Source organism: Clostridium sp. Ade.TY, assembly GCF_000498355.1.
In the GTDB taxonomy this organism is placed as follows: Bacteria; Bacillota; Clostridia; order Clostridiales; family Clostridiaceae; genus Clostridium.
The window spans coordinates 28,627-43,750 of record NZ_AVSV01000029.1; the positions used below are offsets into that span (position 1 = coordinate 28,627).

The following is a 15,124-nucleotide window of genomic DNA, read 5'->3' on the forward strand; positions in this document are numbered from 1 at the left end:
ATAATTTTATATACGGTAGTTTCTTTAATAAATATTATTTTAGTTTCAAATTAAATATAGCACTTGGTGTATTATCTAAAATATTTGAATAAAATTCAACTATAATCTCTTTTGACTTACTGTTTAAGGCATAAGCTGCACTTGCTGTGCATTTTTTACCTTTACTTATACTCTTTGCAACTTTCTCAGAGTCTACTGGATAACTTTCTAATATGTTTCCTTCTTTGTCATAAACTTTAAAGTTACTATCTGATATAAATAATTTTTCACTTAAATCTAGATTCTCATACATAAATTCTAATAAGATAACCTTATTAGCCTTTGTATTTAAAAATTTATTTCTTTCCTTAATTTCACTTAAACTATTAATTGTAACTGACATAAGCTTATTGCCGTCTTCATCTTTTTCATAATATGATTCTTTTATTTTATATTTATTATTTAAATTTTTACTTGAAACTTCTTCATCATTACTTTCATTATTTTTATTGTTATTATCATAAGAATTTATTTCTTTATATAAATTTTCATTATTTAAAACTTTACTTTCCATCTCCAAAAGATACTTATATCTCTCTTTTGTAATATTTACTCCATTTCCTACAAAATGCATAAATAAAACTCCTAACAAAAAAGAACTTATAAAAATTACAAATTTATTTGATATTACTTTTTTTATTTTCTCCTTAATCAAAAAAATCCCTCTCTTTACAATAGATAATAACTAATTACCTTAGAATTATCACCATAAAGAAAAGGATTTATTCACCATTTTAAATTTGTTTTACATTTAATTTAACTTTATATTCTTCTTTTTTTCCATTTTCAAATTGCAAATTTAGTTTTAAATACATATTACTAAGTAAATATTTTTTATCATATTGTTTAGTTATATATTCACCAGATATTCTACCTATATTTGTTTCTAAATCTCCTGGAAATGAAAATAAGCGTTTCTCATAATTTTCTGATTTACAATTAGTGCAAAATAAAATTTTTTCATTATTGTTTCCATAAGCACATATTTGAATTTTATAAGATTTTAAATCTTTTTTATTATCACCTAAATATTCAATTCTACCAGCATCTAATATATCTTTATTATAACTTTCTATTATAATACCATCAGTAATCTTCAAGTAGTCATTTTCACCATTTACTGAATAAACTTTAAATGCTTTGTTTATCTTATCTGATTTATTTTTATAATTTGTTGCTATAGCAATAAAAAATATATTAGTTACAATTAAAGCTACAAGCAAGAATCTGAATTCTTTTTTCATAATCTCACCCCATAAGAAACATTATTTTACTAATATATTATTTACAACTTAAATAGTAATTATTAAATATTTTAACTATATTTTCTGAAACAATATTACGATAAATAATATAATTTTTAAGCTTTTATACATTTTTTATTTCATTGTTATAATATTACAAATTTTTAATTGATACCAACCATATTTTGTGATATAATAAAAAATTCACTATTTCAAAAATGTATGTTATAATATAATATATAATAAGTTAATCTTTGTTTAAAAAGCGATAATCTACTATTATTGCTTTTAATTTGCCTTAATTTAAGGCTATTACTTCAAAGGAAGTCATATACGCAAGAAAAATGTTATAAGGAGGTTTTTCATTTGTTTAACGTAGGTGATAAAATTGTATATCCAAGTCAAGGGGTAGGTGTTATTGATCTTATTGAATCAAAAGAATTTAAAGGTAAAATGCAAAAATATTATAAAATACACCTATTTAATAATTCAATGAAATTAATGGTACCATTTAGTGTAATTGAACCATCACATATAAGACTAGTAAGTGATACAGAAGAAATTGATAATGTATTTGATAATATGGATAAATTCTTAGATGTAGATGATGATTTTACTTCTAATAATTTTAGAGAAAGAATTGCTATTAATAATCAAAAGATTAAATCTGGAACTTTATCAGATTGTATCGAAGTTATATGTAATCTTAGTAAAATTAATTCAAAACATAGTCTAAATAATGTTGAAAAACAAATGCTAACTAATACAAAAAAAATTTTAATCGAAGAAATATGTCAATCTAAAGACTTATCTAATAATGAAGCAGAAAAATTATTAGACGCTTCTATAATCTTTTAATTCAAACCAATATATTTTTCAAGTAAAATACTTCGATTTAGCGTTGTAAAATTTAAATAAAAAACTTAAGGGACGCTAAATGCGTCCCTATTTTTTTATTATAATATTTTCTATTTTTTCATATGTATTAATAACAAATTCCTTTAAAAATTTATTATATAAAATACTAGTTATTATAACAATTATATAAGCACCTATTACATCTGTTGGATAATGATGACCAACATAAACTCTTGATATTCCAATAAGTACTGAAAGCACTGTAAATATACAGCCTATAAATTTATTAAACATTCCAAATCCTAATGCAATACTCATACTTGCAGTTGCATGATCACTTGGAAATGAAGTATCTGCTGCATGATAATAAAGTAAATTAACTTTATTATGAACAAAAGGTCTTGGAGAATAATAGAATACACCTATTAAAAAACTTATTATTAAATTAATAATAGTAAATACTATTGTGCTAACAGCCATCTTTCTATAATTTATATCTCTCTTAACTATACCTATTAAAAATATTGCGATTATAGTTAAAGCAAATATATATGGTAAATACTTTGAAGAAAATATCATAAAACTATCTAAAGCATTACTTTTATATGCTAGTCCATTAATCGCATGAAAAATTTCCATATTTAAGCTCAAAATTTCTTCCTCCTTTGTTTTATCAATGCTTATTATACACAAAATAACTAAATACTTAATTAAATATAGATTATAATTTAATTAAGATATAATTAAATTTTTTTAATTTTTATAATTATATATATAATAAAAAGCAGACTAATTTAATAATCTGCTCTTAATCTTATATTTTATCCTATTACTAATTCCATTTCTGTTTTTTCTTTTGTAATTACTTCCGCCTTAACCTTTTTAACTAAAGATCCACCTGATGTAACAAATACATTCTTTTCTATAATTAAATCCATTAAATCATTTACTTCTGTGTTTGTTAAGTCATCTCTTATTTCTTTAATAGTTAAATTAATACTATTATCTAATTCATTTTTAAAATTCATAACTAATATTCTTTCAATCATTCTAATATACCCCCTTTTATTTATAAAATATTCTTTTAAAATTATTCAGATACCAATACACTATCTTCTTCTCTTTCGATTGCTACTAATGGATAAGATATTAAACTTGATATAGCTTTTCCAACTAAATATATGTCTGTATCATTTGCTGTTAAATTTATATTTTTATATCTTTGATACTTAACTATATCCTTTCCCTTTCCATCTTTTCCTCTGTTATAATTTACTGATAAAGCTAATTCTTTTATTGTTTTTGTTGCCATCTTTATCAACTCCTTTCATTTAATAAATATGCACTTTATAAAAAACGCAAAAAAATTTATAAGAAAATTTTTAAGAAATCTTATAAGAAGTCTTAATTGTAACTTTATTTAAACTTAAATAAAAAAGAGATTCCTACAAATAATGCAAAAATCTCTTTTTAAAACTTATTTAATTATTTATATTAACCCATTAAAAAATCAAGTATATTCCAACCATCACTTGTTTTAGCCTTATATAACTCAGTAAATCCACATCTTGTACAACTTATTGTAATGAACTTCTTATTTTGAACATCAAATATTTTTGCGAAATTACCTCCTGTTGCTTGAAATTGATCTGATTCAAAATGTTCATTCCCACACTTTGGACAAATATATTGTTTCTTTTCCATTAATATCTCCCCTTTACTTTCATTAATTCAAATATACATAAAATTTTTTAAAAAATCCTTAAATGTTTATTAGATTTTACTTAATACACTAAAAATTTATTGATTCATTTCAATTAATAGTATTTATTTAATATATTACTAAATTTAATTCTATTTTTATTTTAATATCCCTTTAAATATTATTATTAAATAAATTTTATAAATTCAAATGATTATTTTATGCTATTTTTCAACTTTTACTAATATATATTAATATAAACCTTTTTGATGCTCCTGACCTCCTGGCATTAAAAAGAAAAGGTGCTAAAATATTAGCACCTTTATCTTATATATATTCTATTAACCAGCCATTCCAATGTACATTCCTACAAAATAAGGTATTAACCAAATAAACCATACTACCATACTAAATTTATGAAATGCTTCTTTAGCTTTTTCGCTTCCTTTATTTAAAACCCAAGTTGCCCAAACTGCATGGAATAACATTAATAATATTGCAAGCATGCCTGTTGATTGATGAATTAAAAGTTGAGCTGGTGTTATTGTTTTGTCAGCATGTGCTGCTGCAATTCTGCTCATTGTAAATGTTCCTAAAGTATCACAAACTAAACCACACCAGAAAATAATAACATGTTTCTTTTCTAATACTTTAGCTCTATGCTCTCCCCATACTCCTACTGTGTAGAAAATTAATGCAAGTGTTATAAATATAATTGCTGGAATTAATAATTTTGGCATAAAAATCTCTCCTTTTCAATCTTATTATTTATCTATTTTATTAATTAGCTTTTCTAAATTAGTTTCTATAAGAATTAAATCATCTTTAGAAATACCATTAAAAACCTCTTTGAAACTACCATTTATATCTTCTTTTATATCATTAGATAAAATTTGTCCTTTTTTAGAAAATACTATATAAGTAACTCTTTTATCATCTTCATCTTTAACTCTTTCAAATACTTCCATATTTTCCAATCTATCAACAATTCCAGAACAAGTAGATTTTTTAATTGACATATACTCACTAAGTTCTGTTAAAGTTAATCTTTTAAAATGTGCTACAAGTTTTATAGCTGTAATTTGACTTTGAGTAAGACCTCTCTCTTTAATTTTTTGATTAATTCTATTATTTATAATTGAATTAATTTCTTTTAAATAAAGACAAATCTTAAATTCATGTGAGTCTTTCATATTTTCCTCCCACAATTAATTTAGTTAGTATACTAACTACTTTATTATAATAATATTTTAAGGCTACAAATACAATGAACAGACTATTAAATAATATTTAACAATAAAAGAAATGATTTTTTAATAAATTAGTAAATTGAGAATAGATATATATAAGTGTTATAATTAATTAAATCAAATGAAAAGAAGGGATGAGACTATGTTAAAAAAGCTTACAGATAGAGTATATTATATGGAAAATAAAGAGTCTGGTGATAGACCTGCACTTGGCCTTGTAATTGGAGATAAATATAGTTTAATTATTGATGGAGGTAATTCAAAAGCTCATGCAGAAAGCTTTTTAAAAGAAGCAAAAAAACTAGCAACTTCAGAAATAAAATATTTAGTTATAACTCACTGGCATTGGGATCATATAGTTGGAGCAAGCTATATGAACTTAATAAATATAGTAAATGGTATAACTAATGAAAAACTTGATGGACTTAGAGATTTAAAATGGACAAACAGTGCAATTGAAGAAAGAGTTAAAACTGGTGAAGAAATTGAATTTTGCTTAGAACATATAAAAATAGAACACCCAAATGATGATAGAGAAATTTTAATACCTACAGGTGATATAATTTATGATGAATTTTTAAAGATAGATTTAGGTGGAGTTAAAGTTTTTGTTGAACACATTTCAAGTGATCATTCAAATGATAACTCAATAGTTTTAATTGAGGAACCATCTAAAACTACAGCCTTTGTTGGTGATTCTCTTTATTTGGACATGTATAACGGTAATTGGAGCTATTCAAAAGATAAATTTATACCACTTCTAATAGAACTTGAATGTTATGAAGCAGACTATTACGTTCCATCTCATCATGAAATATATACTAAAGAAAGTTTTGATAAATATGTTAACCATATGAAACTATTAAGTAATATTGTATCTGACAAAACTTCTATAGAAGATTGTATAAATGAATTCAGAAAAGAATTAAAAAAAGAGCCAACTGAAGATGAAATATATGATATGAATTGCTTTGTTGAAGGTAATAAAAAAGAGTTATAATAATAAATTGTAAACAATTTCAAATATATGTTTTATTTTTCTTATATATGGTATATAATAAACTTAAATTAAATACTATATATAAAAAGATTATATATATTTGATGTACGCATTATGAGAATTAGGAGTCGCGTGCTATTCTATAAAGTCTATAGATTAGCTGCGATTTTTTTTATCCCTTTTGTTAATTTTTTAACTTATTATTGGTATAATGGAGGTATTTTTATGAATTATTCAAAACAATATAATGAAAAGCTTATCTCAATAGATGATGCATTAAACCTTGTAAAATCAAATGATGAAATAGTTTGTTCACTAGGACCATGTGAACCACAAGGTTTTCTTAATAAATTACACACAATAAAAAACAGGGTTGAAAATGTTAATGTAGTAACAATGTTAAGCTTAAATGAGTATGTTTATAACACAAATGAAGCTATGAAGGGACATTTTTTTAATGAATCTTTATTTATGGGAGGTCCTGCAAGAAATGCTAGAAAAAACGGATTAGGTTCATACATCCCTACTCACTTAAGATATTCTGCAACTAAAAGATTAAAATATAAAAAACCTAATATTTTTGTTGGAGCTGTAACTCCAATGGATAAACATGGTTTCTTTTCTCTTTCACTTTCTTTAGTTTATGAACGTGAAAATGTAGAAAAAGCAGATATAGTAATTTTTGAAGTAAATGAAAATTTACCAAAAACTCATGGAGATACACAAGTTCATATAAGCGAAGTTGATTATATAATAGAAAACACAACTAAAGTTCCAGAGCTTCAACCAAAAGAACCATCAGATAAAGATTTAATAATAGGTGATTATATAGCTTCTTTAGTTGAAGATGGTTCTACTATCCAACTTGGTATTGGTGGAATTCCAAATGCTGTTGCTAAATCTTTAATGACAAAAAAAGATTTAGGAGTTCATACAGAAATGATTACAGAAGGAATAGTTGATCTTTTTGATGCTGGAGTTATTACAAACAGCCAAAAGACTCTTCATAAAAATAAAATAATTGGAACATTTGCTCTTGGAACGAAAAAACTTTATGACTTCTTAGATGATAATCCTTGTGTGGAATTAAAATCTTGTTATTATGTAAATGATCCATTTGTAATTGGAAAGAATAATAAAATGATTTCAATAAACACAGCTTTATCAGTTGACTTAACTGGTCAGTGTTCATCTGAAAGCTTTGGCTTTAATCAATACAGTGGTACAGGTGGACAAAGCGATACTGGAATTGGTGCATTTATATCAGAAGGTGGTAAATCAATTATAGCTCTCCACTCTACTGCTAAAGATGATAAAATTTCAACTATATCAACAGGACATGCTCCAGGAACTTCTATATCTTACTCAAGAAATGATGTTGATTACGTTGTTACTGAGTATGGAATAGCAAATCTTACTGGAAAAAGTGTAAAAGATAGAGCTAAAAGTTTAATAAAAATAGCTCACCCTAAATTTAGAGATGAACTTACTGAATTTGCAAAATCAAATAATATTATTTAAATAATAATCTAAAATTAATATAATAAATTTTATAAAAAAGGATGTGTTCAATATGACTGAAAAACAATCAATCAAAAAAATGGAAAGACAAATAGATATTTTAAACAATCAAATCAAAATGCTTGAAATGCTTGCTAAAAACTCATCCTCTTGTGAAGAAATCCTAAATTACTTTGGTGAAGAAACTACTGATTACATTGAAAACGTAATCAAAAATGCATCCCAAGTTTTAGGTAACTAAATTTAATAATTATTTTTTATAATATAAATAATTTAAAATAAACCACTATATACTCCAATTGTTCAAAATAAAAACGACATGTTTTAAAACATGTCGTTTTTATTTATATTATTAAACAAATTATTCCACATCTAACATATTAACAGTTGCCTCTTCTTCTTTAGTAAAAATATTAATAACTAATGAAACTACTACTGCAATTACTGCTGGTACTATCCATGCAAATCCTGCACTAGCAAATGGTACAAATTTAAATATTCCATTAAGTGCTGTAACTCCAAATTTAGTATGAAGTACATCTAATACAGATACTACAAGAGTTGTGTAAACTGTTATTTTGTAAGTTAATTTACTTTCTACTCCAATTATATTAAATAATATAAGAACTATTTGTATTGGGTAGAAAATCATAAGTATTGGAACTGCAAGTGATATTATGCTTCCTATACCAGCAATTGAAATTATTGCTGAAGAAACACAAATTATTGTAACTATAATTTCATATTTAACTTTTAATAATTTTGAGAAAAACTCTCCTACCATTGCTGTTAATCCAATTGCAGTTGTAAGACAAGCTGCTGCAACAGCAATTCCAAGTGCTATCTTACCAAAATTACCTAAAATTAAATGTGCAATTCCTATAGTTAATTCAGCTTGGCTTATATTTTGTGGAAAATATCCTCCAAGGGCTGCCCCTAAAAATAATAATCCTCCATACACAAATACAAATCCAATACTTGATACTATACTTGCTTTCTTTAATATAGACTTTTTATCTGAATCTTTATTATAACCTAAAGCAACAATTGCATTTATTGCAATTACTGCTGTAAGAGGTGCTCCTAATGCATCCATTGGTTGGTATCCATTTATAAATCCATAACTAAATCCATTTACTGTTCCATCTCTAAATATATGTTCAGTAAAAAATATACCTTTAATTATAATTACTGAAAGTATAACCAAAATAATTGGTGTTAATACCTTACCAATATATCCTACAATTTTTGTTGGCCTTAAAGTTAACACAAGTGTTATTGAGAAAAATATTACTGCAAAAACTACTGAGCTTATTGAATCACCTAAGTTAGGTAAAATACCCATTTCATATGTGCTAGCTCCAGTTCTTGGGATAGCAACAATTGGCCCTAAGCATATAAGTATTAGTGCTGTATAAATATTTGTAAATTTAGAACCTATTTTCTCTCCAAACTTCTCTAAACTTCCTGCTTTATTAAGAGCTAATATTCCAAGAAGAGGTAATCCTATACCTGAAATAAAAAATCCTAATAAAGACATAAACCAATCTTTACCTGAATTTATACCAATCTCTGGTGGAAATATTAAATTTCCAGCTCCAAAGAATATGGCAAATATTGTGAATCCTACTGCTATGAAATCATGCTTTTTATTCATGTTCATACCTCCTATACTACTATTAACTTTCCTTCTTTTAAGTTTAATAACTTAAATCCTACTTTTCCTAACTGTACTACTCTGTTCTACAATGCTATATGTTTTGTCCATTTTATCATATAAAATAATATTTTGTAAATAATAAAATAATATAAAATTCATTTAATTTAAAACTTATTTTATTAAACATTTTATATTATTTTTTAAATTATTATATTAATTTACTAATTCTTTCTTTAACCTTATTTGGTAAAATTCCATTCAATGATCTTTTTAATAACTCATTATTTTTTATTCCATTATCATTTAAATACTTTTCTATTTTCTGTACTTTATATTCTCTTCCTTCTATAAGTTGATATATAACATACCAATCTTCTAAAGATGTAAGCGGTATATTTTCTCCATTTATTTGCATTACATTGTCTATTGATTTTTCATCAAATATATATTCAAAAACTCCATCCTTATGGTTAATTTTAAATCCTGACATAACATCAATATCAATATTCTCTATAACATATTCATAAAAATATTCAGTTGAATAATCTTCTGTTTTTTTATATTCTTTCTTTATTCCCATTTCTTTTAAAATATTGTCAGCTTTTTCAATATCTTTTAAGCTAACTAATATATCTATATCATTTGGATTTTCAATTAAATTATAATAATTTAACACTATTGAAGCTCCAACCGCCCACAATATTCCTTCTTTATTAAACTTTTTTCCTATATCACTTAATAGTGAATATTTATCTAGTATTACTTCTTTACTATTATTCATTACTTTTCTCCCTTATTTTATTTAACAATAAATTCAACCAATCTTTTTGCTTCTTCTAACCCTGAATTAATTTTTAAAGCTTCATTAAAATAATTAAATGCAATTTTATCATTTTCCATTAAAAAATTAAGTGATTTCTTAGGTCCCATATACCTAATACCCTTTATATTAAAATATATTTCAAGCCCTTCTGTTAATAAAAGATGATATCTAAAATTCCCTTCAATATCATTTCTTTTTACTCTATTTATCATTTTAAGAAGCCAACTCTTTTGAAAATTAATCTCTTCATCACTTAATTTTTCTTCTGTTTTCAAATACTTATCAATATCTTCTAAGAGCTTATTACACATATTTTTTTCATCTAATATTATCTTGCCACCCAAAATATGAATTAATTTTTTAAAGTCATACATAACATTAGTATCATATATCCACGCATCTAACTCTCTTCCTAATAATTTATTTGTATCATTTTGTTCTTTAACATTGTCAGAGAAACAAATTACATCTATATCACTTTCATTAGTTTCTGTTCCGTCTGATAATGATCCATATAATATTATTGAATGACAATTATATTTTTTCTTTAAGTATTTTTTCAAAACCTCTATCTCTTCTTTTTTATCCACGCCCAATAACTCCTTACTATTTTTTATTACTTATTTGTGATGAAAATTTTATTATAATTGTAACATATTTCAAAAAGCAGATAGAAATTTTTATTCTATCTGCTTAACTTGTAAACACTAAAAATTTTTAATCTTAATTAATCCACAATCATAACTTAAAAAATATATTAAATACTAAATAATCTCTAACCTTTTTACCTTCCAAATACTAATAATTATACTAAATATAATTATTATAATTAATGGTAATAAGCTAGTTGTATCATACTTTCCTGTACTCATTATTTCATAACCTAAAGTTGCTGGAAATACTTTCCCTATATTTCTAAATATATTTGGTAATAAATCTACTGGAAACATAATACCTGAAAGCATTATTGATGGAAGAAAGATAAACTGTGATATCATTGTAAGCTTAGATATGCTTTTTACAAATAATCCAATTAATGTTCCAATTGACAATGATGCAAAAAGAAATATTAAAAGTCCAATAAAATATAAAAATATATTATTTGGAATAGTTGCATCAAATGCTATAGGAGCAATAAAAAATAAAATCAAACTCATAATGAATAAATGTATAAATCCTGAAATAAAATTATTACCTATTATTGAGAAAAAAGGTATGTTGTATACTTTGTAAGATTTTTTTATATCACTATTAAAAAATTCTACTAGCGATGTTGGAAACCCTATAATTGCTCCCATAGTTACTCCAAAAACAGTCATTGATGGAATAAGTGTTTTATATGCTTCTTCATTAATTGATGTAAATATCCTACTCATAAATAAAAAGAAAACTAAAGGAACTATATAATAAGTAAGTAGTATTCCTTTATTTCTTAAATCCAACTTCCACTTAATTAAAACACCATATAAAAATGCACTCATTCCTCATCCCCCTTAGTAATACTCATAAAACATTCTTCTAAGCTTGCACGTTCTATTTTTATATCATTAATATCAATTTTATTCTCTTTTATTAAATTGAGAAGTTCTAACAATGCTTCATGAACACAATTGGATTCAAAATTGTAATATTCTTTATCGATTCCTTTATACTCTGAATAATTAATTTGTAAATTTTCTAATTTAGCTGATAATTTTACTTTTATTTTATATACACTTTTTATATTGTTTGTAAGTTCATTTGCTGTTCCTATAAAAACTATACATCCATCTTTTAAAATAGCTATTTTATCACATAAGCTTTCTACTTCTGCCATATCATGACTTGCTATTATTATTGTTTTACCAGAGCTTTTTAACCTTTTAATTTCTTCGTGAAAAGATACTCTTCCTTCAACATCTAAGCCTGCCGTTGGCTCATCAAGAAAAATAATATCAGGATTACCTATTATTGATAATACTAAATGTAATCTCATTTTTTGTCCTGTAGATAGCTCTTTATACTGTTTTTTTAATATATTTTTTAATCCAAGTCTCTTTATTAATTCATTATCAATACTTCCTTTATTCCACTTTGAAAATAAATTTAAAACTTCATAACATCTTATATTCTCAGGAAGAGATGATGTTTGTAACTGCACCCCTACTTTTCCATTAATATATATTTTTCCATAATCATATTCTCTTAAACCTTCCATACATTCAAGAGTAGTTGTTTTACCTGCACCATTTATTCCTAAAATCGCAAATATTTCTCCTTCTTTTATGTCAAATGATATTCCCTTTAAAACTTCTTTTTTCCCATAACTCTTCTTTAAATTAGATACTCTAATTTTATAATTCATATTTCCCCCTATTTAATTAATATTTGAAAAACATAATTAATCATTATAGTATAAAGAAAAGAACAAATATAAACTTATCCTTTTTAACCTATATATCATTATCATTATTTATAGTTTCCTTTTCATAACAATAGCTTGCAAAGCCTTTCCTGACCAATTTAATGCTTCAAATATCATTTTCACTATAATCCTTTAACTTATTATTCTCCATTTTCCAAGCATTATAAAATTCACTAATAGATTTATATCTTTTTTCTCTATTTTTATTTACAGCTTTTTTGGCAATATAATATAAATTTTCTGAAGCTTTCCAAGATTCAATATCCCGAGTTTTATTATCTCCTAAAACTTCAAAAGCAATCGCTCCCATAGTATATACATTAGTAATTTCATCTATTGATTCTCCAAATTCAAATTCTTCTGGTGACATAAATCGATCTGATCCCCACATTCTTCCCATAGTATTTATTATAGGACCTTTAGTATAAAAATCTATATCACATATTGTAGTTTTATTATTTAAAAAATCATATATGATACTTCCATCATAAAAATCTATTGCTACATATCCCTTTTTAGCTATTAATTCATGTAGTTTAAAAATATCATCAAGACATTTAAGCTTATATCTTAAATCCAATTTACTAAATTTATAATTTGGAGATTTTGGATGAACATACTTTGGATACTTGTCAAAATTCCAATGTTCATGCAAACATTCACCATCTATCCATTCAAATATTAAAGCATACCCATTATTTACTTCAAAATGATCAATTAAATTTATAAGATTTGAATCTTTGATATCCTCATATATTAAAATTGTATTCTTCAATCTTAAAATAGCCTCTTCACTCTTTCCACCATAATTAATAGTAGGTGCTCCTGCATATTTTATAAATAACTTTTTATTGCCATCTTTAAGTCCAAAACAAATATTTCCTGAATCTTGTTTATCAAATACTTTAAAAACCTGTCCATATTTATTTAAAAATCTAAAATCAAAATCTTTTTTCAACTCAAAACTTACATCATCAATCTTTTTTATTATACTATTCAAATTATTCCCCCTTAAGTAAAATAACCTTATTTAACTTTTATATAATAAGTATCATATGCTTTATCAAACACATATCCTAACTTTTCAGCTAAACTTTTTGAATTTAAGTTTGCTGCATCCCAACTTGGATATATATTTCTTTCAAGACAATCTTTAATTAGTGCTGCCGATACTATAGTTGCAAGTCCTTTTCTTCTATAATTAATATCTGTATCAACTTCTATTTCAATTCCATTATCATAAATTGTATAACTTGATGCCCCACTAACAACTTTACCATTATGAATTATAACGTATCCAATTCCCCTATTTAGAAAATCTTTTACTGATTCAAATTGACCTGTAAAATCTTCTGAAAGCTCATTTAAAGATTTGCTATTTGCAATTTCTTCATCAATCTTTTTTAATTCATATCCATCTTCTAATGGAATTAAAAATCCTTTTATTTTGTTAATATCCAAATTATTTATATCCTTTTTAAATGAATATCTGCTAAACTTCTCTGAAAGTTCTACATCCATCTGTTCAATACGCCTTCCAATACTATCACTTTGAGGAACTATAAACATATTTTTAGGAATATTATTTAATAACTCACCTAGCCCATCACTATTTGAATCTCCTGCAAAGAAAGTAAAATCTCCAACTAAAGCTTGTACACAAGTAGGTTCTTTAAGATTATCAACAAAAATACTTCCCATATGTCCTTGAATACATGAAAGTATTAATGTATCATCCATTCCACTAAATAGCTTCATTACTTTATCTCTTAATTCATTATTAGATTTTAAAACAGCTTTATAAATCATAAACTCACTCCCTTCTAAAATAAATTTCTTAGAATTTTAACTTATAAATTTCTCTTTAATTTCTTTAATCAAAGTATTAAAATAACGCTTTACAGCATTCCTATTATTAAGCTAATTGTTGATAATAGTGCCATTATTGAAATAAAAACCATAGCTAAAATTTTCCCAATCTTTGCAAACTTATCCCCTCGGTACCTATTACCAATAAATATTGCTATTAAAAATAATATTATAGAAATTATTGAAGTTGGAATTTCAAGTCCTAATGCTCTCATTATAAAAGTTCCAACATAATTCCCATTTACATAAGTAAAAGAAAAAACTATAGATATTATAGAAATTAATAAAGATAAACTTCCTACACCTAATTTCCTAGTAACTTTTGACTTCTCCATAAACTCATCCCCTCAAATTTATTTTTCACAGTTATATTTTTTTGTAGTTATCTCTAATATACATCCTAATCCTAATCCGATTATCATTCCAAATATTAGCCATTTGTTATTAACTAAATATCCTATTACACTTCCTAATAATCCCAAAAACCTATCTTATATATCCAAAATATATGAATTGTTTTATTCATTTTATTTACCTCCTTATAAGATTATTTTTTATCTTCTTACTTATATAATATAACTCCCAAGAATAAATTTCCATATATTATAATATTTGTTTTAAATTTATACTTAATTATAAAAAAGCCTATTTAAATAAAATTTTAATTCTATTTAAATAGGCCATTTTGTATATTCTAAAATATTAAATTCATCCATAATCGTCCTCAAAATTTAGTAATTATAAATTTTCTATA

Annotated in this window: 21 protein-coding genes; 4 read left to right on the forward strand and 17 right to left on the reverse strand. The window is 24.5% G+C overall.

The window, feature by feature from the left end; translation table 11 throughout:
* Window positions 1–34 precede the first annotated feature (34 nt).
* Window positions 35–613, reverse strand: coding sequence for a hypothetical protein (locus tag O212_RS0111655; protein ID WP_152524869.1), 579 nt, complete (start codon window positions 611–613; stop codon window positions 35–37).
* A gap of 160 nt (window positions 614–773) precedes the next feature.
* On the reverse strand, window positions 774–1,283 hold the full coding sequence (locus O212_RS0111660) for a hypothetical protein (protein ID WP_024615283.1): 510 nt from the start codon (window positions 1,281–1,283) through the stop codon (window positions 774–776).
* A 366-nt stretch (window positions 1,284–1,649) separates the two neighbouring features.
* Here O212_RS0111660 and O212_RS0111665 point away from each other — a divergent pair, with 366 nt between their 5' ends.
* Window positions 1,650–2,141 carry a CarD family transcriptional regulator gene (locus tag O212_RS0111665; protein ID WP_024615284.1) on the forward strand — a complete coding sequence of 164 codons (492 nt, stop codon included), beginning with the start codon at window positions 1,650–1,652 and terminating at the stop codon, window positions 2,139–2,141.
* An 87-nt stretch (window positions 2,142–2,228) separates the two neighbouring features.
* Here O212_RS0111665 and O212_RS0111670 read toward each other — a convergent pair whose 3' ends face one another.
* The 6 genes from O212_RS0111670 to O212_RS0111695 form a co-directional block, all read right to left on the reverse strand.
* A complete protein-coding gene (locus O212_RS0111670; protein WP_024615285.1) occupies window positions 2,229–2,792 on the reverse strand; it encodes an undecaprenyl-diphosphatase in 564 nt (187 codons plus the stop codon).
* A gap of 170 nt (window positions 2,793–2,962) precedes the next feature.
* The gene (locus O212_RS0111675) at window positions 2,963–3,190 is read right to left on the reverse strand and encodes a DUF2922 domain-containing protein (protein ID WP_029699354.1); all 228 of its coding nucleotides are present in this window, start codon (window positions 3,188–3,190) and stop codon (window positions 2,963–2,965) included.
* Between the two features lie 41 nt (window positions 3,191–3,231).
* Window positions 3,232–3,453, reverse strand: a complete 222-nt coding sequence (locus O212_RS0111680; protein WP_024615287.1) for a DUF1659 domain-containing protein — start codon at window positions 3,451–3,453, stop codon at window positions 3,232–3,234.
* 182 nt (window positions 3,454–3,635) lie between these two features.
* Window positions 3,636–3,845, reverse strand: a complete 210-nt coding sequence (locus O212_RS0111685) for a zinc ribbon domain-containing protein (protein WP_024615288.1) — start codon at window positions 3,843–3,845, stop codon at window positions 3,636–3,638.
* 339 nt (window positions 3,846–4,184) lie between these two features.
* Window positions 4,185–4,583: an HsmA family protein gene (locus O212_RS0111690; RefSeq protein ID WP_024615289.1), complete on the reverse strand. Its 399-nt coding sequence runs from the start codon at window positions 4,581–4,583 to the stop codon at window positions 4,185–4,187.
* A gap of 24 nt (window positions 4,584–4,607) precedes the next feature.
* Window positions 4,608–5,036, reverse strand: a complete 429-nt coding sequence (locus O212_RS0111695; protein WP_024615290.1) for a MarR family transcriptional regulator — start codon at window positions 5,034–5,036, stop codon at window positions 4,608–4,610.
* Between the two features lie 199 nt (window positions 5,037–5,235).
* Between O212_RS0111695 and O212_RS0111700 the strand changes: the two genes are divergently transcribed.
* The 3 genes from O212_RS0111700 (at window position 5,236) to O212_RS0111710 (ending at window position 7,855) form a co-directional block, all read left to right on the forward strand.
* Window positions 5,236–6,093 (forward strand): MBL fold metallo-hydrolase, encoded by an 858-nt coding sequence (locus O212_RS0111700; protein ID WP_024615291.1) that lies wholly within the window; start codon window positions 5,236–5,238, stop codon window positions 6,091–6,093.
* A 225-nt stretch (window positions 6,094–6,318) separates the two neighbouring features.
* Complete coding sequence (locus O212_RS0111705) at window positions 6,319–7,614, forward strand: acetyl-CoA hydrolase/transferase C-terminal domain-containing protein (RefSeq protein WP_024615292.1); 1,296 nt, start codon at window positions 6,319–6,321, stop codon at window positions 7,612–7,614.
* Between the two features lie 52 nt (window positions 7,615–7,666).
* Complete coding sequence (locus O212_RS0111710; RefSeq protein WP_024615293.1) at window positions 7,667–7,855, forward strand: hypothetical protein; 189 nt, start codon at window positions 7,667–7,669, stop codon at window positions 7,853–7,855.
* Window positions 7,856–7,975: 120 nt separating this feature from the next.
* Here O212_RS0111710 and brnQ read toward each other — a convergent pair whose 3' ends face one another.
* The 9 genes from brnQ to O212_RS17050 form a co-directional block, all read right to left on the reverse strand.
* Window positions 7,976–9,271 (reverse strand): branched-chain amino acid transport system II carrier protein, encoded by a 1,296-nt coding sequence (gene brnQ, locus O212_RS0111715; protein ID WP_029699356.1) that lies wholly within the window; start codon window positions 9,269–9,271, stop codon window positions 7,976–7,978.
* Window positions 9,272–9,482: 211 nt separating this feature from the next.
* Entirely contained in the window at window positions 9,483–10,055 is a 573-nt protein-coding gene (locus O212_RS0111720) for a nucleotidyltransferase family protein (protein ID WP_024615295.1), read from the reverse strand.
* Between the two features lie 17 nt (window positions 10,056–10,072).
* A complete protein-coding gene (locus O212_RS0111725) occupies window positions 10,073–10,687 on the reverse strand; it encodes a nucleotidyltransferase domain-containing protein (RefSeq protein ID WP_024615296.1) in 615 nt (204 codons plus the stop codon).
* A gap of 174 nt (window positions 10,688–10,861) precedes the next feature.
* A complete protein-coding gene (locus O212_RS0111730; protein WP_024615297.1) occupies window positions 10,862–11,578 on the reverse strand; it encodes an ABC transporter permease in 717 nt (238 codons plus the stop codon).
* Window positions 11,575–12,441 carry an ABC transporter ATP-binding protein gene (locus O212_RS0111735; RefSeq protein ID WP_024615298.1) on the reverse strand — a complete coding sequence of 289 codons (867 nt, stop codon included), beginning with the start codon at window positions 12,439–12,441 and terminating at the stop codon, window positions 11,575–11,577. Before O212_RS0111735 ends, O212_RS0111730 begins: the two co-directional genes overlap by 4 nt.
* 166 nt (window positions 12,442–12,607) lie before the next feature.
* Window positions 12,608–13,501 (reverse strand): serine/threonine protein kinase, encoded by an 894-nt coding sequence (locus O212_RS0111740; RefSeq protein ID WP_029699358.1) that lies wholly within the window; start codon window positions 13,499–13,501, stop codon window positions 12,608–12,610.
* A 26-nt stretch (window positions 13,502–13,527) separates the two neighbouring features.
* Window positions 13,528–14,310, reverse strand: coding sequence for a GNAT family N-acetyltransferase (locus O212_RS0111745; protein WP_024615300.1), 783 nt, complete (start codon window positions 14,308–14,310; stop codon window positions 13,528–13,530).
* A gap of 89 nt (window positions 14,311–14,399) precedes the next feature.
* Window positions 14,400–14,705: a hypothetical protein gene (locus O212_RS0111750; protein ID WP_024615301.1), complete on the reverse strand. Its 306-nt coding sequence runs from the start codon at window positions 14,703–14,705 to the stop codon at window positions 14,400–14,402.
* Between the two features lie 18 nt (window positions 14,706–14,723).
* Complete coding sequence (locus tag O212_RS17050) at window positions 14,724–14,852, reverse strand: hypothetical protein (protein ID WP_278244712.1); 129 nt, start codon at window positions 14,850–14,852, stop codon at window positions 14,724–14,726.
* Window positions 14,853–15,124 lie beyond the last annotated feature (272 nt).

Bases quoted from the DNA above. Each gene is read 5' to 3' on its own strand.
- O212_RS0111655 (WP_152524869.1), bottom strand. From the start codon at position 613: ATGCATTTTGTAGGAAATGGAGTAAATATTACAAAAGAGAGATATAAG.
- O212_RS0111660 (WP_024615283.1), bottom strand. From the start codon at position 1,283: ATGAAAAAAGAATTCAGATTCTTGCTTGTAGCTTTAATTGTAACTAAT.
- O212_RS0111675 (WP_029699354.1), bottom strand. From the start codon at position 3,190: ATGATTGAAAGAATATTAGTTATGAATTTTAAAAATGAATTAGATAAT.
- O212_RS0111680 (WP_024615287.1), bottom strand. From the start codon at position 3,453: ATGGCAACAAAAACAATAAAAGAATTAGCTTTATCAGTAAATTATAAC.
- O212_RS0111685 (WP_024615288.1), bottom strand. From the start codon at position 3,845: ATGGAAAAGAAACAATATATTTGTCCAAAGTGTGGGAATGAACATTTT.
- O212_RS0111690 (WP_024615289.1), bottom strand. From the start codon at position 4,583: ATGCCAAAATTATTAATTCCAGCAATTATATTTATAACACTTGCATTA.
- O212_RS0111695 (WP_024615290.1), bottom strand. From the start codon at position 5,036: ATGAAAGACTCACATGAATTTAAGATTTGTCTTTATTTAAAAGAAATT.
- O212_RS0111700 (WP_024615291.1), top strand. From the start codon at position 5,236: ATGTTAAAAAAGCTTACAGATAGAGTATATTATATGGAAAATAAAGAG.
- O212_RS0111705 (WP_024615292.1), top strand. From the start codon at position 6,319: ATGAATTATTCAAAACAATATAATGAAAAGCTTATCTCAATAGATGAT.
- O212_RS0111710 (WP_024615293.1), top strand. From the start codon at position 7,667: ATGACTGAAAAACAATCAATCAAAAAAATGGAAAGACAAATAGATATT.
- brnQ (WP_029699356.1), bottom strand. From the start codon at position 9,271: ATGAATAAAAAGCATGATTTCATAGCAGTAGGATTCACAATATTTGCC.
- O212_RS0111720 (WP_024615295.1), bottom strand. From the start codon at position 10,055: ATGAATAATAGTAAAGAAGTAATACTAGATAAATATTCACTATTAAGT.
- O212_RS0111730 (WP_024615297.1), bottom strand. From the start codon at position 11,578: ATGAGTGCATTTTTATATGGTGTTTTAATTAAGTGGAAGTTGGATTTA.
- O212_RS0111735 (WP_024615298.1), bottom strand. From the start codon at position 12,441: ATGAATTATAAAATTAGAGTATCTAATTTAAAGAAGAGTTATGGGAAA.
- O212_RS0111745 (WP_024615300.1), bottom strand. From the start codon at position 14,310: ATGATTTATAAAGCTGTTTTAAAATCTAATAATGAATTAAGAGATAAA.
- O212_RS0111750 (WP_024615301.1), bottom strand. From the start codon at position 14,705: ATGGAGAAGTCAAAAGTTACTAGGAAATTAGGTGTAGGAAGTTTATCT.